The organism is Pseudomonas sp. NBRC 111140 (genome assembly GCF_001320885.1).
Lineage (GTDB): Bacteria > Pseudomonadota > Gammaproteobacteria > Pseudomonadales > Pseudomonadaceae > Aquipseudomonas > Aquipseudomonas putida_P.
Map to the genome: position 1 here is coordinate 1 of NZ_BCBQ01000054.1, position 22,766 is coordinate 22,766.

A 22,766-nucleotide genomic window follows, 5' to 3' on the forward strand; every position below is an offset into this window, starting at 1 on the left:
GCGGTTGGGGTCTTTGATGACGTTGCGAAACCGCGCCAGTTCGAAGGTGTGGAAGCCCACCACCCAGCGTGTCGGGCTGGTGATGCGGATGACCTGGCCGCTCTGTGCGAGGGCCTTGTCGTACTCCAGCGGGAACAGTTCGGGGGTAGTGCTAATCAGGTTTAGCGGCACTTCCAGTTCGTTGACCAGCTGAAACGGCGCGGCCGAGCCGATGCGATCGAAGAGTTCGATCAGGGACTGGAAATGGCCCTGCGTTTCGCGCCCGCTGCTGCGCTGGGCGCCTTGCAAGTATTCGCCAAACAGGGTTTGTGGACGGATCAGCGGCGCCACGGTGGCAAGGTAATCCGCCGCCTGCGCCTTCAGCGCATCGGAGATCGCCCGCGTCTGGCTACGCAGCTTGATCAGTGCTTCGACATCGAATGTCTGGGTCATCGGTGCATCGTCCATGTGCCTGCTTGATCGTCCTGAAACGCCAATGGCGCGGACCTGAAATAGAGCCTTCGGCGGCGGTAAATTTGAGTGCTGGCACATGAATATTGTGTTGCCAGCAATGCCGAGTAGGGCACCTCGCTGCACAAGAAGTTCCGGCGAGGGGGGCGATTTATTGCCCGTATTGTGATGCGGCGCAATAATGGCGCTGTGATATTGGCGGGGTGTCCTGGGCGCGGAAAACGGCGGTTCAAGCCCTAAATCAGGGGGGCGAGTGGGGCCGGATATCGATGAAAATTAGCGGCAAAAATATTTTTCAAAAAGTGAATCAGGTCCCATTTTTTGCGGCGACCGAGTGCTTGGCGGGGTGATGACAAGGCAAGGTGGAATGATGGCAGTGCGACGGAATATGGCGTGGCCAGAGGCACCTGTGAAGGGATGCTATCGCCCGTCAACCTGTTGAACTAGAGGCGAGAGGCGTTCATAGCTGTCGAGGCTGTGCGGCGACATTCAATCGGGGCGTTGGATCTTCACGCCGCGACCGGACTGAATGGCCACGTAATACGCGTTCTCCAACCCAACGGACACAATCCGACTTACTTAATCGCGGACGCGTCTACTGCTCCAACAACCCGTAATACGCCATTTGGTAAAGGCATTTTGACGTTAGCTCCATGGCCCTATAGCGCAAGGCCATCATTTGACAGCCTCTGTCAAGCACGTTTTCATTGGGCGATTTCCAGCTTGATGCAGGATGCATTGACATGATTACGGACGCCCTCGAATCGGTGCTCACGCGGCAGACTTCGCGTAGCAGGCATACGCTATCAGTTGGCTCAGTTGTGTTTCCTTCAGGCTCGCCAAGGTGTGTGTCAATTACGCCATTCTTCAACGGACTGTGATCTAGAAAATGGACCTTTTAGCTAACGTCCCTAGCTGGAGTGACATCGAGCGCAGCCTCGATCAGAAATTCAGCGCGGTGAACCAGAGCATCCACCAGGGGCTGCAGAGCGCCAATGACAGCTGGCACGGTTTCTCTCGGCGCGTTAGTGATGGCGCCGGCCAAGCCTATGGCTACCTGGGTGGCCATCGCATCGACAATGTGCAACAGGCACTGGCGATGTCGTATCCGATCTTCCAGGAAGACCTCAAGCGCAAATGGGCTTCGATCGGTATCGAACAGATTTTGCCGGTGCTGCTGCAACTGGTGAAGGAAGTGTCGATGATCCTCGGTGGGAGTATTGCCGTGGGCTCTGCTGCAGGCGGTGCGATCGGTGCTTTGGCCTTTGGCGTCGGCGCGGCGCCCGGCGCCGTGGCAGGGGCGGGCATCGGTCTGGAGGTCGGTAACCTGATCCTTCTTGCGTTGGGCCTGTCGGCGATCGCCGAATACTTCATCAAAGGGCTGCCGGTTTGCCTGGCCACTCTTCAGGAGGGTATCGCTACGGCCTGGAATGCCGAAGAAGGCGTCAAGCCTGCCGGGCTGGACCCTACTGGAGGGTCGGTGGCCGTTATCCAGGAGCGAACCGAACGCGCCGCGCGGCAGCTGGCCCGCGGGCAGGAACAGCTGGTGTTGTTGTTACTGATGGCCATCGTCACCTACCTGCTGCGCGGACAGATGAAGGCCGGCATCATGGGCAGCATGGAGAACATTGCCACGCGCAGTGCCAAGCTGCAGGCCGACATTGCCAACAAGCAGTTTGGTGCCTGGCTTGCCAAGAACGAAGCCAAGCTGCTGGCTCACCCAGACCTGCAGATCAAGGGCCCCACCCCCCTCAAGAAACCTGAGCCGCTGCAGCCCGCTCGTCAACCGGAAAAAGCCTCGGCACCGAAGCCTGTAGCAAAACCGGCAGTCATGTCTTTGCAAGAGGCCGTGGGTAGTCAGACTGCAGACCGCTGGATATCCACGGGCAGGCGCATCGCCGACTTCACCGACCCTAAGCGTTCAGCCTTGCTCACGGACGATCAGATCGGCGCGCTGCATGGCTACACCACCAACGAAGGCTATCAGTGGATCAACCCGGCGCTGCGCGGGCAGACCCCGCTTAGCCCGCAGATGGAGGCCTTCGTCACGCATGCCAACGAAGGCCTCGCAAAGCTACCGTCCTACACGTTGGGGGATACCTTCCGTGGTACTACGTTGCCGGAGGATGTCCTGTCGAGGATGCAAGTCGGCCTGCCAACCACTGATGCAGCGTTCCTGAGTACTTCTGCAGACCGGGCCCTGGCATTCAACGGTAATGTGAAGATGACCTTGCAGGGCGTGACTGGCAAAGATATCAGCTTTCTGTCTGGCCACAGGGAAGCTGAGGTATTGTTTGGGCCAGGCACGCGCTTCAATGTTGTCGACAGGGTCGACAATGGCTCCGTCACTCAATTTATTCTCAAAGAAATCCCATGATCGATCTAAGAAGCCCAAACGCATTGCTGTCCGACTACGTCGAGCGCTACGCGCACCTGTCGCCAGAGCCCTCCCGGCAGCTGCAGCAGAGGATGGACTACAACGTGCGGGCAGACGCCCCAGCAGAGCCGGCGAGCAAGCCGCGCTGGTTGCAGTCCAGGGCCTGTACCTTGACGCCAGAACAGGCACTGGACCGCGCCAAAGGCGCGTTGCTGGGCCTGGCCATTGGCGATGCGGTAGGCACCACGCTCGAGTTCCTGCCGCGCGACCGGGAACACGTGAACGACATGGTCGGAGGCGGGCCGTTCAGGCTTGCTGCTGGCGAGTGGACCGATGACACCAGCATGGCGCTTTGCTTGGCGGATACGTATGTAAGCCAGGGCAAGTTCGACTACGCCACCTACGCAAATGCCTTGGTGCGTTGGTATCGACACGGGGAAAACAGTGTCAATGGCCGTTGTTTCGACATAGGCAACGCTACACGTAACGCGCTTGAAGGCTGGTTGCGCGAAGGCATCGGTTGGCAAGGCAACTACGACCCGTCCACTGCAGGTAATGGCTCGATCATACGCCTCGCGCCCACGGCCATCTTTCGTCGACATTCACTGTCTGCGAGTTGGTGGGAAAGCGTCACGCAGAGCAGCGTGACCCATAACGCCGATGAAGCGGTGAACTGTTGCCAGTTGCTCGCCGCACAACTGCATCTGGCACTGAACGGTGCAGACAAGGAAGAAACCCTTGCACCTGCGGTGCGCTCGCTGCGTCCGCGCCCGATGATCATCAATGCTGGCGAGTACAAACAGAAGAGTCGTGATCAGATCCGCTCTTCTGGTTACGTGGTCGACACGCTGGAGGCAGCCCTGTGGGCTGTATGGAACACCAACAACTTCCATGACGCGATTCTTCTGGCCGCCAACCTTGCCGATGATGCTGACAGCGTCGCGGCCACAGCCGGCCAGCTGGCTGGCGCGCTGTACGGTGTGTCAGGCATGCCACCGGAGTGGGTGGAGAAGGTCGCCTGGTCGCAGCATATCCAGAAGCTGGCACAGGAACTGTTCGACCGCGCACCGCAGGTGGATGAACTGGATGCACTGTTGTACGGGAAGCGATAACGGCAGGCTCAGGAAATTGCCCTGACGTGCAAAAGCGTGACAGTTGTCGCGTTTCTGTCAACGCGCCGCGGCACTTTTTCGGCTGCTGTCGGTCGCATGAAATCGCGGTGCGCCTACCTGGCATCCCGCATGAACAAAGTTGTAGCTAAGCATCGCAAGCGCGTGCTGGCCCTGTTTTCAAGGAGATTTCGCATGATCATGGAACTGGCCTCCGCGCTGCTATCGCCGCAGAACCGCCGGCTGTTCAAGTTTCACAACCTGGCCAACCCTGAGCAGGAACTGTTGCTGGAAACCTTCAAGGGCGTCGAGGGCCTTTCGCGGGCGTTCAACTACGAACTGCTGCTGATCTGCGAAGACTCTGGCGTGCCGCTTAAATCCATGATGGGCCAGCACGTGAGCATCGAGATCGAGTTGGCCGAAGGTGCTCCACGCCACATCACCGGTTACCTTACGCGCTTTGCCAGCATTGGCAGCGATGGCGGCATGGCCCGTTACACCGCCACCCTCAACCCCTGGTTTTCGATGCTGAAGAACCGCTTCGACACGCGGATCTTCCAAGGCAACACGGTCGAGGAAGTGGTCACCGAAGTATTCGCCCTGTGTCCGGCTTTCTCCCGCCACGAGTTCCGCCTGACCCGCCCGCAGAAGCGCTACACCTACATCACCCAGTACCGCGAAACCGACTTCAATTTCGTCCAGCGCCTGCTGGAGGAAGAGGGGATGTTCTATTACTTCGAGCACACCGCAGAAGGCCACACCATGATCATCTGCGATGACTCCAGCACACTGGTGGACATCCCCGAGCAGCCGCAAATCCGTTTCCACAGCGCCTCGGTTACCGAGACCGCCGACTCCATCACCCAGTGGAGCGGCAACCGCCAGCTGCAGTCCGGCAGGATGGCCACGCAGACCTTCGATTACCGCCAGCCCAACAACCGCCTGCCGGTGGCGCTGAACAGCGTGAACAAGCAGGGCGATGTCGAGAACTTCGAGATCTACGACTTCCCCGGTCAGTACACCCACGGCACCTACGATGAAGGCGAAACCCTGCTGCGCTTACGTATCGAAGCGCTGGAGCTGCGCGGCAAAAAGTTCGAAGGCGCCAGTAATTGCCGCGCCATGAAGCCCGGCTATACCTTCGAACTGCTGCAGCACTACAGCCACGATCAAGGCGCCGTAGAGGACCGACAGTTCCTGCTGATGAGCGTGGAAAGCGAAGGCCACAACAACTACCTCAGCGGCCAACAGGCGAGCTATTTCAACACGTTCAGTTGCGTGCGCAAGAAGATCCCGTTCCGCCCGCAACTGAGCACTCCCCGGCCGACCATCGCCGGCCCGCAGACGGCCATCATCGTTGGCCCACCCGGCGAAGAGATATTCACCGACGAACTGGGCCGGGTGAAAATCCAGTTTCACTGGGACCGTAAAGGCCAGCACAACGACCACAGTTCGTGCTGGGTACGCGTCGCCCAATCCGGTGCCAGTGGCGGCTTCGGCAGTATCCAGATCCCGCGCGTGGGCGATGAAGTGGTGGTGGTGTTCCTCGACGGCAACCCGGACCGCCCGTTGATCATGGGCAGCCTGTACAACAGCAGCAACACCCCGCCGTGGGCACTGCCGGCGAACAAGACCCAGAGTGGGTTCCTGACGCGCTCTACCAAAGGCAAAGGGTCGAATGCCAACTTCTTCCGCTTCGAAGACAAGGCCGGCGCCGAGCAAATCATCATGCATGCTGAGCGCAACCTGGATACCGAGGTTGAGGCAGATGAGAGTCTCAAGGTGGGTGGCAATCGAACGATCAATGTCGAAGGTAAGCATTCCGAGACGATCAAGCTGGAAACCAGCATTGCGGTGGAAGAGGGGTCGTACTTTGTGACCGTGGATCAAGGGGCGGTGAAAATTAAGGCGGCAACGTCTATTACGCTTGAGGTCGGAAACAGCAAGCTGGAGATGAATTCGGATGGCACGATTACCCTGTCAGGTATCACTGTGGACGTTGCAGGCAGCACGATAATTAATCTGAACAAGTCTTGATTAGCGACAAGGAAAGGTCCCATGCGCGGTAATATCTACGACCGATTAGCTGAGCGACGCGAGCGCGAAGAGCGCGTTGAACGTGAGCGTCTGGAAGAGGGCGCTCTCAATGTAGAACCTCCTCCGCCGGAGCGCTTTCTTACAAATGAATTGAGCTTCGTTCGTCCAGAGAACTTAAAAGACAAGACTTTTCATGTTTTTACATTGACGGATATAGGGCCAAGCCCGTTCTCGCTCGTTGTTGGGCGTTCGCCTGCGGAGCAGGATGCAGACTTGGAGACGCTTGCACAACAACTGCTGGGTGAATTGAAAAAGACGTTGTCCCATGTTCAGTGGATCGAGCCGGTTACCCCGGTAGAGGTGGCTGGGTTGGAGGCGCGGCGTGTAGAGTTTCGCTGGCGGCAACAAGGCCAACCGGTTCATCAAGTACAGCTGATTTTTCTGCATCACGATGAGCACAAGCGCCCTTTGCTCATGCAGATTACCGGTACGAGTAACAATGCCAAAGGCATGACAGAAGATGAGCGTAGTGCTTTCAATACTTTAGTTGATAGTCTTCAATTGCGCATTCCGCCTACGAGAGAGGGGGATGTTCAACAGGTCGAGTCGGCATGACTGCGGCTGCCGCGAGATTAGACGATCCAATCGAGCACTCTAGCGCCTTAGGCGGACTACTTGCTGGTTTGGCGATTGGTGCAGGTGCAGTGCTCATCGGTATTGCCGTGGTTGGTACCGGCGGGCTTGGGGCGGTAGCCCTCGCTGCGATGGTGGGCGCGGGAGCCGCTACTGGCGCTGGAATTGGTCAACTGATTGGTAGCTTATCGTTCGCCTGTAGTGAAACGGGACAAATACGATCAGGGTCGGGCAACGTTTATATAAATGGGAAACCTGCTGCGAGGGCGCATCTGGATGATGCCGAGTGCTCTGATCATCCCGGGATCCCTAAGATATTAGCTCAGGGCAGCGATTCGGTATATATAAATGGTCAGCCTGCGGCTCGAGTAGGTGACAGAACAGTTTGCGACGCGAAAATAAGTGCGGGCTCTCCCAATGTATATATAGGTGGGGGCACCGAGACGACGGATGCCATTGACCCGGAGGTCCCTGTCTGGTTGGAGCGTGCAGTCATGGGGGTGGGACTGGCAAGTGCATTTGTGCTGGCAAGTCCTGTTTTGGTGGTCGCAGGGTTGGTGGGTGGTATAGCGGGTGGCATGGCAGGGCATTGGGCCGGCGGCGAGCTGTTTGGAGAGGGCTCCGACGGCCAGAAGTTGATGGCGTTTGGTGGTGCTCTGCTTGGAGGGGGGATCGGCGCCAAGGGCGGGAAGGCGTTTGATGCTCGCTATGAAATTAAAGTCCAAGGCTTTGGCTCAAACTTAGGAAATGTAAAAATTGTTCCTAGATCTAAGCCAGATGTTGAAGCTCCACCCATGTCCAGGCCTGTGCGTGGGCCAGATGGTAGATTTATAAAGTCAACAGATGGCGCCAGGCTTAATAGGAAGACAGAATACCCCAGTGGCTATCGAGCAGGTGTAAAAGAAGAAGTTTTAGATGCTAATACAATCCAAAGTGGAAAACATGCTGGAAAAGTAATGACTGCGGATGGTGATAAGGTATACAGGAACGACCCGAGGTTGACCATAGAGCATAACAAACCTGTTGTTGAGCATTGGAATGAAGTCGGCTATAATTCAACTCGAGCTGAGAGAAATGACTTCTATAATGATACCGGCAATATGAGCCTGAAGTTACGCTCCGCTAACAGTTCCGAGGGTGCCAAGATGGGGGCTAGCGGGGTTAGATATAGGCAAGACGTTGGTCCAAACTACGAGTGAGGCATATTGCTATGATATCACGAAATGATCTACTTGAAGAATACGATTCCGTTAGAGATCTTGTTGGTGGCGTTTGCTTTTTTCAGGATGAAATGCGGGATTATACATACAATTATTGGTTAAAATCATCCGATGATCTAGATTTGATTGTTGTTTCTCAAGACGAGATAAAAGATTCGCTAGCGCTCAATGTTTTAAATTCTATTGCGCCAGAGGTAAGTCGAGTATCTCCCTCAATATTTGAGTTGTGCTCATCTGAAAGAGGCTTCACTCATGTAATCGTTGTTCCTAGCAATTTCCATGGTTACCTGAAAGGTAATGATGGGGTGGTTAGAGATGATCTTTTTTTATGCTTGCCAATCTTTAGGTGCGAATTTTCCGGGCGCGAGACTGTTGAAGAGTTCAAAGAGTTGCGTCTGCATTACGTGCCAACATTAAATTGGCAGAGGCAGCCTTGCCCTAAACTTCGGGTTTATTTTGATAATCCCAAAACCGGTGGTGGTACCGATGAGGCCGGGGCATTCCTCAAGTGGCTAGATTTATTGAGGGAAATTGACGCTCTTAACGGAGTTTCTAGTGGTTTTATTGAAGTGACTAATTGGTCCGATGAAATCATTGAGATTATCTCTCCCGGCGAAGGTGAGTATGTCTTGATTAGAGATAGAAAGGATGAGCAGCCATTGCCAATTAAAGGTCTGCTTGATGAAGTTAAAATTTTCGCTTTCGCTTGATCAGTGTTGATGTTCGATTTGGCCGAATTCTGGGGTGGGTATTCCCACTCTAGTTGACTCGTTTGCTTTAAGTTCGATGCGACCTCTACTGGGGCAATTACCAAGGTCTCACCCAGCGTTGTCATCAACAGCCGAAAACTCGCCAATGCCTTGGGCCTGATCGCACTGGTCTAAGAAGACAACGCCACCTACAGCTTTGCCTACGACGTGTCGGACCGGCTGAGCGAAGAGGTGCGGGTGGATAACCTGACCCGGCGTTTCAGCTACAACGTTGGCGGCCACCTCACGCGGCTGGATGAGATTGGCTATGGCGAAAACGCTGAAGGTCCAGAGCGTCACACGCTGTTCGAGCGCGATGCTATCGGCCGCTTGATCAGCAAGCTCAATCGCGACACCCAGCAGCAGTTCACCTATGACGATGGCGACCGTTTATTGAGCATCGAGCGCAAGCCCAGCACTGTCGGCAAGCAGCTTGGGGTGACTGAGGAAAAGCTTGAATATGCCTACGATCTGCTGGGCAGGCTGACCCAAGAGATTACGCCCGACGGCACGCTCGGCTATGCGTACGACCCACTCAGCAACCTGACCACGCTGACCCTGCCAGATGGCCGTCAGGTCAACCACCTGTATTACGGCAGCGGGCATCTGCACCAGTTGAACCTGGACGGCCAGGTGATCAGCGACATGGAGCGTGACGACCTGCATCGCGAGGTGTACCGCACCCAGGGCAAGCTCACCAGTTGCTTTGGTTATGACACCATGGGGCGCAAGGCCTGGCAGTTTGCCTCGACGCTACCCGCTGACAAGCTTTCCCAGGTACACAACACCGGCATCAATACGTCGCTGCTGGTGGAGCACGCGTATAACCCGATCCACCGGCGTTACCAGTACGACCCAGCAGGAGAACTGGTGCGCACGCTCGACAAACTGCATGGCGAGATCAAGTACGAGTACGAAGCCAACGGCCAGTTGCGCAGCCGCGATACCGGTTCACTGATCGGCAGTGAAGAGTTTCGTTATGACGCGGCGGCGAACCGCCTGGACTTCTGCGCGGCAGTTTGACAAGGTCAAGGACAACCGGATCAGGCAGTGGCGCGATCAGGAGTACCGCTACGACCCGTGGGGCAACCTGATCGAGAAGCGCTCGGGGCACAGCAAGTTGCAGTATTTCAGCTATGACTGCGAAAACCGGCTGGTGCGAGCGGAGACGCTGGTCAATGGCAAACTGTTAAGGAGGGTGGGAATGAATTGGTCTGAGTCTTTAAAGCAGCGTATTGTGACTGAGTTAAATGGCTATGATGTGTATTTCGCATCTTGTGACGTGCCCCTTGAAGTAAAATTTCCCAAGCAGTGGCTTGGCTTTGGTTTTTTAGATGATGAAAAAAAACATATCCCGGCGGAGTGGGTCGATTTTTCTGAAAAGTTACCATGGGTAAGCGCGTGGCTTGATAAGTGCGTGCTAGGCACTGTTTTGGCCGTAAGTGATAAGCCGTATCTTATGTATGTTTACGTCGATGGTGGTGATTTGTGCTTCTATATGGGGGGCGCTCCAGTAGGTATTGAAAGTTCGAGTTTAGATGACTGTCCTGACCTGCCTGCGGATTTTAAGCAGTTTTACTCAAAGCTGCATAATGGCTTTGGTTTTTACATCGGTTGTACCATGGGTCCATCGAGACTGGAGGATTTCGTTCAAATAAAGGACCTGTGTGACGAAGAGTATCCAGCGCTTCCCGATATGTTAGGCGTATTTTCTAGCGGGGCTGGTGATTACTTGGCTATAGGTGAGGGGGCATTTAAGGGTGAGGCGTTTATTTGGTGGCATGAAAAGCCAGATACTCCTACGAAAGGAATCGATGTTTGGGATGTAATGGATTCGTGGATGTCAATATTTTTGGAGAATTCAGAGTCAAACGAGAACTTTCGGGCGTAATTTTTAGTTATTTTGCGAAAATATTTAGTGCGAGCCATGAACCACACCTACTCAAGGTGGAACCCAAGGTTAAGCGCTACCGGCGGCCTCCGTGCGCACCTGCATTATGACAACCCGCAGGGGCGCCTGACCGACATCAAACGGCTGGTCAACAATGAGGCGGTCGAGACACTCGCGCAGTATCTCTACTACGAACACGGCCAGCTGACCGCCGTGATAAATCATAACGGCGACCCGTTGGGGTGCAAGACTGCCTATGACTATCACCACCTGACCACGCTGGTGACCAAGGTCAGTTATCTGGATAGCAGCACCTGGCAGGCACGCTACGACGACAAGGGCAACCTGCTCGCCGAAATCGATGCACTGGGCCAGATCACCGAGTACCTGAACAGCGACGACGGCCTGCCACACACCATCATCGATGCGACCGACAAGTCCAAGCACCTGTGGTGGAACACCCTGGCCCAGGTGGAGCGTTAGCAGGACGAGTACGACAAGGCCGTCCGCCTGACCGCACTGGTCAACGAGAACAACGCCACCTACAGCTTTGCCTACGACGTGTCGGACCGGCTGAGCGAAGAGGTGCGGGTGGACAACCTGCCCCGGTGTTTCAGCTACTAAGCCCCGGAAATTTGACCACTCCATTGCTCACACCACTTCCCGCCTCCGCGACTGGTTCCGCTGGGTGGAACCACATTCGTTTGTTATCCCTCGTCACTCGCGCTTATCTGTCAGCCAAGCACGACCTGCCTCACCCGTCGTGACCTCAAGGCGAACAACAAGAACGGGAAACCACCCGCGCGAGGAGACTCTACATGTCCCGACATCAGCACATTCTGGCCTGGCTGAACGATGTGGCCAGCGACCTGCACGCGATCCGTCACGATATCCATGCCCACCCGGAACTGGGGTTCGAAGAAAGCCGCACTTCGGCGCTGGTCGCCCGGCTGCTCCTGGAATGGGGCTATGAAGTACACACCGGCATCGGCAAAACCGGAGTGGTCGGCGTGCTGCGCAATGGCAGCAGCCCACGCCGCCTGGGCCTGCGCGCCGACATGGACGCGTTGCCCATCCACGAAGCAACGGGCGCGGCCTACAGCAGCCAGCATCAAGGCTGCATGCACGCCTGTGGCCATGACGGGCACACCACCATGCTGCTGGGCGCGGCGCGCTACCTGGCGGCGACCCGGCAGTTCGACGGCACGCTGACGCTGATCTTCCAGCCGGCCGAAGAGGGCCAGGGTGGCGCCGAGGCAATGCTGGCCGACGGCCTGCTGGAACGCTTCCCCTGCGATGCACTGTTCGGCATGCACAACATGCCTGGGCTGCCGGCCGGGCACCTTGGCTTTCGCGAGGGGCCGATGATGGCCTCGCAAGACCTGCTCACGGTGACCCTCGACGGGGTGGGCGGCCATGGCTCGATGCCGCACCTGACCGTCGACCCGCTGGTGGCAGCGGCCAGTGTGGTGATGGCGCTGCAAACCGTGGTGGCGCGCAATATCGATGCGCAGGAGGCGGCGGTGGTCACCGTCGGTGCGTTGCAGGCTGGCGAAGCGGCCAACGTGATCCCGCAACAGGCGCTACTGCGCCTGAGCCTGCGCGCGCTGAACGCCGAAGTACGGGCGCAGACCCTGGAACGGGTGCGGGCGATCATCGTCAGCCAGGCCGAAAGCTTTGGCTGCCGCGCCAGCATCGAACACCGCCCGGCTTACCCGGTGCTGGTCAACCATGCAGCGGAAAATGCCTTCGCCACGCAGGTAGGGGTAGAGCTGCTCGGTGCCGAGGCGGTGGATGGCAACACCCGCAAGCTGATGGGCAGCGAAGACTTCGCCTGGATGCTGCAGCGCTGCCCGGGCGCCTACCTGTTCATTGGCAATGGGGTATCGCGGCCGATGGTGCACAACCCGGCCTATGACTTCAACGACGACATTCTGCTGACCGGCGCCGCCTACTGGGGCGCGCTGGCAGAGCGCTGGCTCGCGCCCGCCTGATCGGCCTTTTTTGACGACTGCCGCTGGAACCTGGGCGCGACCGCGCCTGGGCGATCACCCAATCATTGTGTGGAGTGTTCCCTATGCAGACTTCGAGCACCGGCGTGTCGCGTACCCGGCAAGTGGTCGCCGCCGTTATCGGCAATGCCCTGGAATGGTATGACTTTATCGTGTACGGCTTTTTGGCCAGCATCATTGCCCGGCAGTTTTTCCCGTCCGACGATGAATACGCTTCGCTGCTGATGGCCTTGGCCACCTTCGGCGTCGGCTTTTTCATGCGCCCGGTGGGTGGCGTGTTGTTGGGCATGTATTCCGATCGCAAGGGCCGCAAGGCGGCCATGCAGATGATCATCCGCCTGATGACCGTGTCGATCGCGATGATCGCCTTTGCCCCCGACTACCTGGCCATCGGCATGGCGGCGCCGCTGTTGATCGTGGTCGCGCGCATGCTGCAGGGCTTTGCCACGGGTGGCGAGTATGCCAGCGCTACGGCGTTTCTGGTGGAAAGCGCGCCGGCCCACCGCAAGGGGCTTTATGGCTCGTGGCAATTGGTAGGGCAGTGCCTGGCGGTGTTCTCCGGCGCGGCCATGGTGGCCCTGGTTACTCACCTGTGCACGCCTGAAGCGCTGGACAGCTGGGGCTGGCGTATTCCCTTCGTGCTGGGCCTGCTGATCGGCCCGGTGGGGCTGTGGATTCGCAAACACATGGAAGAGCCCGAGGAGTTCGTCGAGGCGCGCCGCCAGGCCAAGGGGCAGTCGCCCAGCCTGTGGCAGGTACTGCGTGAACATCGGCGTAGCCTGCTGGTGTCGATGGGCCTGGCCTGTGGCGCGACGGTGTCGTTCTACGTGGTGTTGGTGAACATGCCGACCTTCGCCCACAAAAACCTTGGGCTGCCGCTGGACCAGGTGCTGCTGGTACAGATGCTCGCGGTCGGGCTGATGACCGTGGTGATTCCGTTGTCTGGCGCGCTGTCTGACCGGTTGGGTCGGCGCCCGGTGCTGATGGCCTTCACCCTGGCGTTCTTCGTGATGGTCTACCCGCTGTATGTGTGGGTGGCCGCCGCGCCCTCCGTGGAGCGGCTGCTGGTCATGCAACTGCTGCTGTGCACCGCCATTGGCGGCTTCTTTGGCCCGGCACCTACCGCCTTGGCCGAGCAGTTCCCGGTCGAGGTGCGTTCCACTGGCGTGTCGGTGGCCTATAACGTAGCGGTAATGGTGTTCGGCGGCTTTGCCCCGTTGATTGTGACCTGGCTGAGCAAAGTGCTGGGCACCCCGGTGGCGCCATCGTTCTACGTGCTGTTCGCCTGCCTGCTGACGCTGTTGGCTACCTACTGCCTGAAAGAAGCACCCCGGGCGGGCCAGCCTGCCACTTTCAACCTTGGAGTAAAACCGTGAAGCCGCTAGCCATCGATCCCATCGTTGCCCTCGATGCAGAGGCATTGTCCCAGGCCATTCATGGCGGCCAGCTGTCGTGCCGGGAGGTGATGCAGGCTTACCTTGCGCATATCGAACGCTTCAACCCGCAGGTCAATGCGCTGGTGTCGCTGCGCCCGGCCGAGGTGCTGCTGGCCGAGGCCGACGAGCGCGACCGCGAACGTGCCCGTGGCCACTCGCGCGGCTGGATGCATGGCATGCCGCAGGCGATCAAGGACCTGGCCGCCACCGCCGGGCTGCGCACCACCCTGGGTTCGCCGCTGTTCGCCGAGCAGGTGCCCGAGCAGGATGCGATCAGCGTGGCGCGGGTGCGGGCTAGCGGGGCGCTGATCGTGGGCAAGAGCAACGTGCCTGAGTTCGGCCTCGGCTCGCAAACCTACAACAGCCTGTTTGGCACCACTACCAATGCCTACGACTCAGGGCGGGTGGCCGGTGGCAGCAGCGGCGGGGCGGCTGCGGCACTGGCCATGCGCTTGCTGCCGGTGGCCGACGGCAGCGACATGATGGGCTCGCTGCGCAACCCGGCGGCGTTCAACAACGTGTTCGGCCTGCGCCCGTCACAAGGCCGGGTGCCGCATGGGCCGGCGCCGGAGTTGTTCGTGCAGCAGCTGGCCACCGAGGGGCCGATGGGCCGCAGTGTGGTCGATGTGGCGCGGTTGTTGTCGATACAGGCTGGCGTCGACGCGCGGGTGCCGCTGTCGTTAAGCGAAGGCCGGCGCGATTTCACCGACGCCTTGCAGCGCGACTTCCGAGGTGTGCGGGTCGGCTGGCTGGGCGACTACAACGGTTACCTGCCGATGGATGACGGGGTGATGAGCCTGTGCGAGTCGGCGCTGGCCGACTTTACCGAACTGGGCTGCCAGGTCGAGGCCTGCCAGCCGGCATTCGACCTGGCACGCTTGTGGCAATGCTGGCTGAGCCATCGCCACTTCCTGGTGCACGGCAACCTCGGCGCGGCCTATGCCGACCCAGCCAAGCGCGCACTGCTCAAGCCCGAAGCCCAGTGGGAGGTGGAAGGTGGCTTGCAGATGAGTGCGGCGGCGCTGTACCAGGCCTCGTTGGACCGCAGCGATTGGTACCGCGCCTTGGCCAAGCTGTTCGAACGTTACGATTTCCTGCTGTTGCCCTCGGCCCAGGTGTTCCCTTTCGATGCACGCCAGCCATGGCCGACGGCGGTCGGCGGGCGGGCGATGGACACCTATCACCGTTGGATGGAGGTGGTGATCGGGCCAACCCTGGCCGGCTTGCCGAGCATCAGCGTGCCGGTCGGGTTCAATGCTGGCGGCCTGCCCATGGGCCTGCAGATCATAGGCCCGGCGCAGGCGGACCATGCCGTGTTGCAGCTGGCGTATGCCCATGAGCAGCTCACCCGCTGGGTGGAGCGTTGCCCGCCACAATGCCTGCAGGGTTCATGAAAGCACTGGGCAGGCGCGGTTCTTGCTGGCTATCCTGACCATCCCGCTACAAGGAGGTCATACCCATGGGTATCACGGCAGACAGCGGCGGCGTGCGTTCGGTGGAGCGGGCGCTGGCCATTGTCGACCTGCTGGGCGAACACCAGGCACTGGGCCTGGAAGAACTGCATTACCTGACGGCGCTGCCCAAGGCCACGGTGTCGCGCATGCTTGCCACCCTGCAGGAGCAAGGCTGGGTGTACCGTGGCCTGAGCGACCGGCGCTACCGGCTGTGCGCGCGGCGCCTGTTCGGTGACCGCCAGTTGCGCTTCAAGCGGCGCCTGGTGGAAAGCGCCGCGCCCATGCTGCTGGAGCTGAGTGAACGCACTGGGCTGGTAGCGGACCTGTCGTGCTTCGACGGCCAGCGGCTGGAAGTGATGGAAAGCGCCATTCCCCAGGTGTTGCGCAAGCGTTACCCGCACACCTGCCAGATCGTCGGGCACCATGCCAGCCTGTTCCATTCGGCGATGGGGCGGGCCTGCCTGGGTGAGCTGGCGGAGGACGAAGTGCAGCGCCTGGCGGCCCATGCGCGGCTGGGTGACGACACGTTGCTGCGCGATATCGAAGAAGAAGCCCACAAGGGCTTTGGTCAGCGGACCGAGGGGCACTGGGAGTACCCGGTGCGCCTGCCGTTCCTGATCCGTGCCATTGCTTTGCCGGTGCACGCCGAAGGGCGCCTGGCCGGGAGCATTGCCTTGCACTGGCCGCTGGACCAGGCGCCGGTGGAGCGGGTGTTGAATTTACACTTGAGCAGCCTGGCGACCACCGTCGGCGAGGTGCAGCGGGCCTTGGCTGTTTGATCGTTCCTGCACCGGCCCTGCAGGTGTCAATGGCCTTCACGGAAAGCACTCGGGCTCACCCCAGCCTGCTTGCGAAAGAACCGGCTGAAATACCCCACATCGGCAAACCCCAGTTCGTGGGCGATCTCTTTCACGCTCAGGCTCGAATGCCCAAGCATGCGCTTGGCCTCCAGCACCTGGCGGGCATTGATCACGTTCATGGGGGTCATGCCCAGGTGCTCCTGGCATAACCGCCCCAACGTCGCCAGGGTCATGCCCAGTTCGGCGGCGTAGTCTGCCAGTGGCCTGTGCGCGCGGTAGTGCATGTCCACCAGCTCGCGAAAAGCGGTCAACTGCTGGCTGCGCCTGGACACCGGGCGCTGCTCTCCCTGGGGCAAGTGCGGCTCATGGCGCAGCACCTGGATCATCAGCGTCAGCAATAGCGCCATGCTGCTGGCCACATGCTCGCGGGCGCGGTTGTGGTATTCCTCGCGCAGGGCCCGGCACAGTGGCAGCAACGGGTCTTCATCAGCGGCCCATTGCGGCAGGGCGACCACCTGCGGTTTGCGAAGTTGCACCAGCAGGTTGGGCGCCAGCACCTGGGCGATGCTCTCCAGCGGGTGTTGCGCGGCAGTGATCACCTGGCCCTCGACCTGGCCGGCCCAATGAAAGCCATGCACCACTTGCGCCGGCACATACACCACGCAAGGCGCATGAACCTGCAACCGGTCACTGTCGAACAGCACTTCTCCGCCACCGCTTTGCAGGTACAGCAGTTGCAGCAAGCCTTCGTGACGGTGTGCGGCGATTTCCCAGTTGTGCGCGCCAGAGCGCTGGGAAATCTGCTCCACGTGCAGGGCTTCGTGCCACACCGGCTGTGCGGTTTCACCGTACAGGGCGTAATTGGGGATTTTGTTCATGTTGTTGTAATTGTTCTGTTCGGTACCTGATCACTGTGCCACAGCTGTACGCAGGCTTCAGGGCACAAAGGAAAAAATGACGGGAATGTGGGGCTGGTTGCAGGTTTTGTCCATTCTGCCGATGGGCCTGCCGGCCATAGGCTGTTGTCCAGAACAAGCGACACTCTGGAGAACAGCATGAACAACAATAAGATTGCCTCTCAGTGGCTGGGCCTGGACTCGGCCGTATGCGTGGTAACCGGCGCCGCCGGCGGCATTGGTGCCGCGCTGGCCGCAGCCTTGGTGGAGCAGCAGGCCCACGTGGTGCTGCTGGACCGCGACCTGGACAAATGCCGCGAACTGGCGGCCACCTTGGGTGAGCACAGCACGGGCGAAGTCAGCGCCCTGGCCTGTGACATTGCCGACTCGGCCAGCGTGGAGCAAGCGGCTGCCCAGGTGCAGGCACTGCATGGGCGCTGCGATGTGCTGGTCAACAATGCCAGCGTGCTGCGCCCCGGCGCGCTGGACACGCTGAGCCTGGAGCAATGGAACCAGGTGCTGGCGGTCAACCTCAGCGGCTACCTGTTGTGTGCCCAGGCCTTCGGCCGCTCGATGCTGGCTCGCGGCCAGGGCCGCATCGTGCATGTAGCCTCGATTGCCGCCCATTACCCGCAACCCAACAGCGGTGCCTACAGCGCGGCCAAGGCTGGCGTGAGCATGCTGTCGCGGCAGCTTGCCGTGGAGTGGGGGCCGCGGGGTGTGCGCAGCAACGCCGTGTGCCCGGGCTTGATCCGCACGCCCTTGTCGGCGGCGTTCTATGCCGACCCGCAGGTGGAACGCCAGCGTAGCGCCATGACCGCCAACCGTCGCATTGGTGAGCCGCTGGATATCGCCGAGGCCGTGCTGTTTCTGGCCAGCCGCCGCGCCGACTATATCAACGGCGCCGAGCTGACCGTGGATGGCGGGCTGGAGTGCATGCCTATGGCATTGATCCCGCGCCCGGGCTTCGAGGGGGCTGGCCAATGAATACGCGTAGCTGCGATGTACTGGTGATCGGTGCGGGGGCTGGCGGCCTGGCGACAGCCATCACGGCGAAAAAGCTTGGCCTGGATGTCATCGTCATTGAAAAGGACGACTGCTTTGGTGGCACCACGGCGTTTTCCGGTGGCGTGTTGTGGGTGCCGGGCAACCCGCACGGGGCCGAGGACAGCCATGCAGCGGCCATGACCTACCTGCGCAACGAAGCCGGTGCCTGTTTCGATGCGGCGGGGGTGGAAGCCTTCTTGCGCTACGCGCCGCAGATGGTGGCGTTTTTCGAGCGCGAAACGGCGGTCAAGTTCGTGCCCACGCTGTACCCCGATTACCACCCACAGGTGGAGGGCGGTGTCGATGTGGGCCGCTCGATACTGGCCGCTCCTTACGACATTCGTGGCCTGGGGCCCGACATGGCGCGCCTGCGCCCGCCGCTGAAGACCATCACGTTCATTGGCATGATGTTCAATTCGTCGAATGCCGACCTCAAGCATTTCTTCAATGTCACCCGCTCGCTGACTTCGTTCGTGTATGTGGCCAAGCGCCTGATAACCCATTTGAAGGAGCTTGCCCTGTACCGACGTGGCACCCAGGTCACCAGCGGCAATGCCCTGGCAGCGCGGCTGGTACGCTCGGCACTGGACCTGGGCATCCCGATTCTCACAGGTACACCGGCGCGGCAACTGCTGCATGAAGAGGGTCGAGTGACAGGGGCATTGGTCGGGCAGGCTGACAGCGAGCAGCGCATTCAGGCCCGGCGTGGGGTGGTACTGGCTTGTGGCGGTTTCTCCCATGATTTGCAACGGCTGCGCCAGGCCTACCCGCATGTGCGGCGTGGCGGCGAGCACTTTTCGCCGGTGCCGGCGGGCAATACCGGTGACGGTGCGCGTATGGCCGAGGCGTTGGGGGCCAAGGTCGATATCCGCCAGCAGGCAGCCGCCGCCTGGATGCCGGTATCGAAGGTGCCAGTGGCTGGCGGGCGGCACATTGCCTTTCCGCATTTGCTCGACCGCTACAAGCCAGGTGTGATCGGTGTGCTGCGTTCGGGGCAGCGTTTCACCAACGAGTCGAATTCTTACCATGACGTGGGCGCAGCATTGATCGAAGCCTGCGCCGGTCAGGCAGAAACCGCCATGTGGCTGGTGTGCGACCGCCGCACCCTGGCCAAGTATGGCCTGGGCTTTGCCAAGCCTGCACCGATGCCGTTGGGGCCCTTGTTGCGTAATGGTTACCTGCTCAAGGGCAAGACCCTGGCCGAGCTGGCGGGCAAGGCCGGTATCGACGCGCAAGGGCTGCAGCAGACCGTGCGCGAATACAACCTTGGCGCGGTGCAGGGCGAAGACCGCCAGTTCGGTCGCGGCAGCACCAGCTTCAACCGCTACCTGGCCGACCCGCAGCAACAGCCCAACCCGTGCGTGGCGCCGGTGGGCGAAGGGCCGTACTTTGCCGTGAAGGTGATCATGGGCGACCTGGGCACCTTCGACGGGCTACGCACCAGCGTGGTCGGTGAAGTATTGGCGGCCGATGGGCAGGCCATCGACGGCCTGTACGCGGTGGGTAACGACCGAGCCAGCATCATGGGCGGCAACTACCCCGGTGCCGGCATCACCCTGGGGCCGATCATGACCTTTGGCTACATCACCGGGCGCCATCTGGCGGGTGTCGAGCAGGGCCTGGCGGCTGCGGGTAAAGCGCGGGAGGTGGCGTGATGGACAAGCCTGTAGTCGACCACCGCATCTACACCATTCGCCCGCGTTGCATGGCGGCCTTTCTCGAAGCCTTCGACCAGTTGGCGATGCCGATCCTGCTGCGCCACCTCGGCGCACCCCTGGCGTTCTACACCAGCAGCATCGGCCCGTTGAACCAGGTGGTGCACTTGTGGGGCTATGACAGCCTCGATGATTTTGAAAAGCGCAGCGCGGCGCGGGATGCCGACCCGGACTTTGCTGCCTATCTGCATGCCACCCGCGACCTTGTGGTAGCGCAGGAGACACGGATCATAAGGCCTGTGCGCTTGCCCAGCCTGGGCTGAAACACCGTCATAAAAACAACAACAGGTGATACCCATGAACAACACGCTCGACGTGCGCCAACTGATCGACCAGCAACCCATCGGCCGCTACCAGAAATGGGTGGTGTTCCTCGGCTTTCTCATCATTGCGCTGGACGGCCTGGACGTCGCCATCATCGGCTTCATTGCCCCACAACTGAAAAGCGATTGGCACCTGGGTGCGCAAAGCCTGGGCCCGGTTTTGAGCGCCGCGCTGATCGGCCTGGCGCTTGGCGCGCTGATTGCCGGGCCCCTGGCGGACCGCTACGGGCGCAAGGCGGTGCTGCTGTACAGCGTGCTGCTGTTCGGCATCTGGACCTTGGCCTCGGCCTTTTCACCCAACTTGGAAACCTTGGTTGCGCTGCGCTTTCTCACGGGCCTGGGCCTGGGGGCGGCCATGCCCAATGCCAGCACCTTGGTCAGTGAATACGCCCCAGCACGCAGCCGCTCACTGCTGATTACCCTGGCGTTCTGCGGGTTCTCCCTGGGGGCGGCGATGGGTGGGTTCGTCAGCGCCTGGATGATCCCCAACCTGGGGTGGCGCAGTGTTCTGGTGCTGGGTGGGGTGTTGCCGCTGCTGGTCCTGCCGCTGCTGTATTGGCGCCTGCCGGAATCGGTAACGTTCCTGGTCAGCAAAGGTGCAGAGCGCAAGCGCGTTATGGCCATTGTCCGCCGCTTGGCACCTGAGCATGTCAACGCCGACACCACCTTTGTCATGCCCGGCAACGCCCCGGCTGCAGGTGGAGCCATCGGCACCATCCTCTCACCGCGCTATCGCTTTGGTACCTGCATGCTCTGGGCGGGCTATGTGTTGGCGCTGTTTCTGGTCTATCTGTTCAGCGGCTGGCTGCCGACGCTGGTGAAGGAGGGCGGTGGTTTTTCGGTCTCGGAAGCGGCCATTGTCACGGCCTGTTTCCAGATAGGCGGCCCGGTGGGGGCGATTTCAGTGGGTTGGGCCATGGACCGTTGCAATCCGCAGCGGGTGTTGATGCTGACGTTTCTGTTCAGTGGCGCGGTTATCTTCACGATTGGCCAAGTGGTGGGGGATTTCGCCTGGCTGTGCGCCATAGCCTGCGCTGTGGGCTTTGGGCTGAACGGCGCGAGTGTTGGCATGAATGCATTGGCGGCGGCCTTTTACCCTACGCAAGCGCGGGCGACCGGGGCCAGCTGGATGAGCGGCATTGGGCGCATCGGCGCCGTGCTCAGCGCCTTCGCCGGGGCTCAGATGCTGGCGTTGGGCTGGAGTTTTGCACAAGTGTTTGCATCATTACTGGTCCCTGCCGGGTTGGCGGCTTTGGCCGTATTGCTGCAAGGGTGGCATGTGAGCAGGGCTTCATCTGTCACAAATGCGACGTATTACCAGTAGTATTTACTTCCCATTCCTTTACTCCAGACTCCGCTCCGCCTGCAGGGAGGAACGTGCAGGCATACGGCAAAGTGACCGGGAAAAGATCAACCGCCCCTGGAGTAGACCCAGTCGAGCGTGGTCGTGATCACCGACGAGCAACTGCGTGAGAAGGAAGACCACAACCTGGTAGTTGTGTTTGCGCGCACGCCCGGTGTGTACAACCAGTCTGGCAACTACCAGAGCACGTCGCCATCCGAGTATGAGTCTGATGACGCCGGGCAGGTCACCGATGAGCGTCGCAGCGACAATTATTGGCTGGTCAACTTCAATACCGAGCGTTACGACCTTTGAGCCCATGAATCTGCACCGGCCGTTGCTGGCGCAGGTTCAGTTATCCCGGCTATACATTCGGCATTCTGCCAGCAGTGCTAGCAAGTTTGGCTCGCGCTCCCGTGCTTTCAAAAACACCACGCCAATATGTTGCTGCAAGCGATATTGCGGCTTCAAGGCAATCAACCTGACGCGGTTCTCGTACACCGCCGCGATGCGCCCAGGCAGCAGGGCGAAGCCCACGCCTGAACTGACCATGCTCAGCAGGGTGAAGATATCGTTCACCTGCATGGCCACCTTCGGCTCGAACCCGGCCTGCTGGAACACCCGGGCGCCATCGCGGTGTGTGGCGAAGCCCTGGGTCAGGGTAATGAAAGTGGAGTCGGCGAGGTCGGCCAGGTCTACCTCGGCCTGCCCGGCGAAGGGCGAATCAGTAGGTACGGCAAGGAAAATGTCGTCGGAGAACAGCGGCAGTTGCTCGCAGGCCGGGTCGCTGGCGCTCTCGTCGAGGGAGACGAGGATGGCCTCCAGTTCGTGGTTCTTCAGGCGCTGCAGCAGATCGACGTTGGAGCCCAGGGTCAGGTCGATGTTCAGTTCGCTGCGGCGCAGCTTGAGGCCCATGACCAGCTTTGGCACGGTTTTCACGGTCAGCGAGTAGAGTGCGCCCAAGCGGAAGCGCTCGGCGTAAAAGCCGGCTGCTTCGCGGGTTTGACGCACCATCTGCTCGGCGTCCTGAATCAGTTGCCGGGCTTTCTTTTCCAGCACGTAGGCGCTTTCCAGCGGGATCAGCTGGCGGCCTTCGTGCTTGAACAACGGGCAGCGCAGTGCGCTTTCCAACGAGTGGATGGCGCGGTGCACGCTGACTGCGCTGGTCGACAGCTCGGCGGCGGCGCGGCCGAGGTTGCCGGTGCGCATGAAGGCGAGGAAGGTTTCCAGCTTTTTAAGGGTCAGTTCTTCGTCGATCAGCATGGGGGCCCCAGA

Annotated in this window: 17 protein-coding genes and 3 pseudogenes; 17 read left to right on the forward strand and 3 right to left on the reverse strand. The window is 60.1% G+C overall.

The genetic code is table 11. From position 1 onward, the window contains the following. A pseudogene (locus tag APH42_RS17495) lies at positions 1-432 on the reverse strand (hypothetical protein); the annotation flags it as partial. Positions 433-1,339: 907 nt separating this feature from the next. Here APH42_RS17495 and tre1 point away from each other — a divergent pair. The 12 genes and pseudogenes from tre1 to APH42_RS17555 all read left to right on the forward strand — a co-directional run bounded on the left by tre1 (position 1,340) and on the right by APH42_RS17555 (position 16,147). Continuing rightward, positions 1,340-2,827: an NAD(+)--protein-arginine ADP-ribosyltransferase Tre1 gene (gene tre1, locus APH42_RS17500; protein ID WP_060493876.1), complete on the forward strand. Its 1,488-nt coding sequence runs from the start codon at positions 1,340-1,342 to the stop codon at positions 2,825-2,827. Beyond that, on the forward strand, positions 2,824-3,939 hold the full coding sequence (gene tri1 / locus APH42_RS17505; protein WP_060493877.1) for an ADP-ribosylarginine hydrolase Tri1: 1,116 nt from the start codon (positions 2,824-2,826) through the stop codon (positions 3,937-3,939). Before tre1 ends, tri1 begins: the two co-directional genes overlap by 4 nt. A gap of 192 nt (positions 3,940-4,131) precedes the next feature. Then, positions 4,132-5,973 carry a type VI secretion system tip protein VgrG gene (tssI, locus tag APH42_RS17510; protein ID WP_060493878.1) on the forward strand — a complete coding sequence of 614 codons (1,842 nt, stop codon included), beginning with the start codon at positions 4,132-4,134 and terminating at the stop codon, positions 5,971-5,973. A 21-nt stretch (positions 5,974-5,994) separates the two neighbouring features. Beyond that, complete coding sequence (locus APH42_RS17515; RefSeq protein WP_060493879.1) at positions 5,995-6,588, forward strand: DcrB-related protein; 594 nt, start codon at positions 5,995-5,997, stop codon at positions 6,586-6,588. After that, the gene (locus APH42_RS29280; RefSeq protein WP_082421418.1) at positions 6,585-7,805 is read left to right on the forward strand and encodes a PAAR domain-containing protein; all 1,221 of its coding nucleotides are present in this window, start codon (positions 6,585-6,587) and stop codon (positions 7,803-7,805) included. The genes APH42_RS17515 and APH42_RS29280 overlap by 4 nt, the downstream gene beginning before the upstream one ends. Positions 7,806-7,816: 11 nt before the next feature. After that, a complete protein-coding gene (locus APH42_RS17520) occupies positions 7,817-8,536 on the forward strand; it encodes a hypothetical protein (RefSeq protein WP_012272390.1) in 720 nt (239 codons plus the stop codon). Between the two features lie 174 nt (positions 8,537-8,710). Then, a pseudogene (locus tag APH42_RS17525) lies at positions 8,711-9,830 on the forward strand (type IV secretion protein Rhs); the annotation flags it as partial. A gap of 705 nt (positions 9,831-10,535) precedes the next feature. Beyond that, positions 10,536-11,087: pseudogene (locus APH42_RS17535) on the forward strand (hypothetical protein); the annotation flags it as partial. A 197-nt stretch (positions 11,088-11,284) separates the two neighbouring features. Next, positions 11,285-12,460 carry a M20 aminoacylase family protein gene (locus APH42_RS17540; RefSeq protein WP_012272389.1) on the forward strand — a complete coding sequence of 392 codons (1,176 nt, stop codon included), beginning with the start codon at positions 11,285-11,287 and terminating at the stop codon, positions 12,458-12,460. Between the two features lie 83 nt (positions 12,461-12,543). Next, positions 12,544-13,854 (forward strand): citrate-proton symporter, encoded by a 1,311-nt coding sequence (locus tag APH42_RS17545; protein ID WP_012272388.1) that lies wholly within the window; start codon positions 12,544-12,546, stop codon positions 13,852-13,854. After that, complete coding sequence (locus tag APH42_RS17550) at positions 13,851-15,308, forward strand: amidase (protein WP_060493881.1); 1,458 nt, start codon at positions 13,851-13,853, stop codon at positions 15,306-15,308. Before APH42_RS17545 ends, APH42_RS17550 begins: the two co-directional genes overlap by 4 nt. Before the next feature lie 65 nt (positions 15,309-15,373). Continuing rightward, the gene (locus tag APH42_RS17555) at positions 15,374-16,147 is read left to right on the forward strand and encodes an IclR family transcriptional regulator (RefSeq protein WP_012272386.1); all 774 of its coding nucleotides are present in this window, start codon (positions 15,374-15,376) and stop codon (positions 16,145-16,147) included. Positions 16,148-16,173: 26 nt separating this feature from the next. Here APH42_RS17555 and APH42_RS17560 read toward each other — a convergent pair whose 3' ends face one another. Then, positions 16,174-17,046 carry a helix-turn-helix domain-containing protein gene (locus APH42_RS17560; protein ID WP_060493882.1) on the reverse strand — a complete coding sequence of 291 codons (873 nt, stop codon included), beginning with the start codon at positions 17,044-17,046 and terminating at the stop codon, positions 16,174-16,176. A 177-nt stretch (positions 17,047-17,223) separates the two neighbouring features. Between APH42_RS17560 and APH42_RS17565 the strand changes: the two genes are divergently transcribed. The 5 genes from APH42_RS17565 to APH42_RS17585 all read left to right on the forward strand — a co-directional run bounded on the left by APH42_RS17565 (position 17,224) and on the right by APH42_RS17585 (position 21,806). Continuing rightward, positions 17,224-18,051 (forward strand): SDR family NAD(P)-dependent oxidoreductase, encoded by an 828-nt coding sequence (locus tag APH42_RS17565; protein ID WP_060493883.1) that lies wholly within the window; start codon positions 17,224-17,226, stop codon positions 18,049-18,051. Continuing rightward, positions 18,048-19,766: an FAD-dependent oxidoreductase gene (locus tag APH42_RS17570; RefSeq protein WP_060493884.1), complete on the forward strand. Its 1,719-nt coding sequence runs from the start codon at positions 18,048-18,050 to the stop codon at positions 19,764-19,766. Before APH42_RS17565 ends, APH42_RS17570 begins: the two co-directional genes overlap by 4 nt. Continuing rightward, positions 19,766-20,089 carry an NIPSNAP family protein gene (locus tag APH42_RS17575; protein ID WP_012272382.1) on the forward strand — a complete coding sequence of 108 codons (324 nt, stop codon included), beginning with the start codon at positions 19,766-19,768 and terminating at the stop codon, positions 20,087-20,089. The genes APH42_RS17570 and APH42_RS17575 overlap by 1 nt, the downstream gene beginning before the upstream one ends. Positions 20,090-20,123: 34 nt before the next feature. Next, positions 20,124-21,473, forward strand: coding sequence for an aromatic acid/H+ symport family MFS transporter (locus tag APH42_RS17580; RefSeq protein WP_060493885.1), 1,350 nt, complete (start codon positions 20,124-20,126; stop codon positions 21,471-21,473). A 123-nt stretch (positions 21,474-21,596) separates the two neighbouring features. After that, positions 21,597-21,806 (forward strand): hypothetical protein, encoded by a 210-nt coding sequence (locus APH42_RS17585; RefSeq protein WP_370739302.1) that lies wholly within the window; start codon positions 21,597-21,599, stop codon positions 21,804-21,806. A gap of 36 nt (positions 21,807-21,842) precedes the next feature. Here APH42_RS17585 and APH42_RS17590 read toward each other — a convergent pair whose 3' ends face one another. Beyond that, positions 21,843-22,754: a LysR substrate-binding domain-containing protein gene (locus APH42_RS17590; protein WP_012272379.1), complete on the reverse strand. Its 912-nt coding sequence runs from the start codon at positions 22,752-22,754 to the stop codon at positions 21,843-21,845. Between the last annotated feature and the right edge of the window lie 12 nt (positions 22,755-22,766).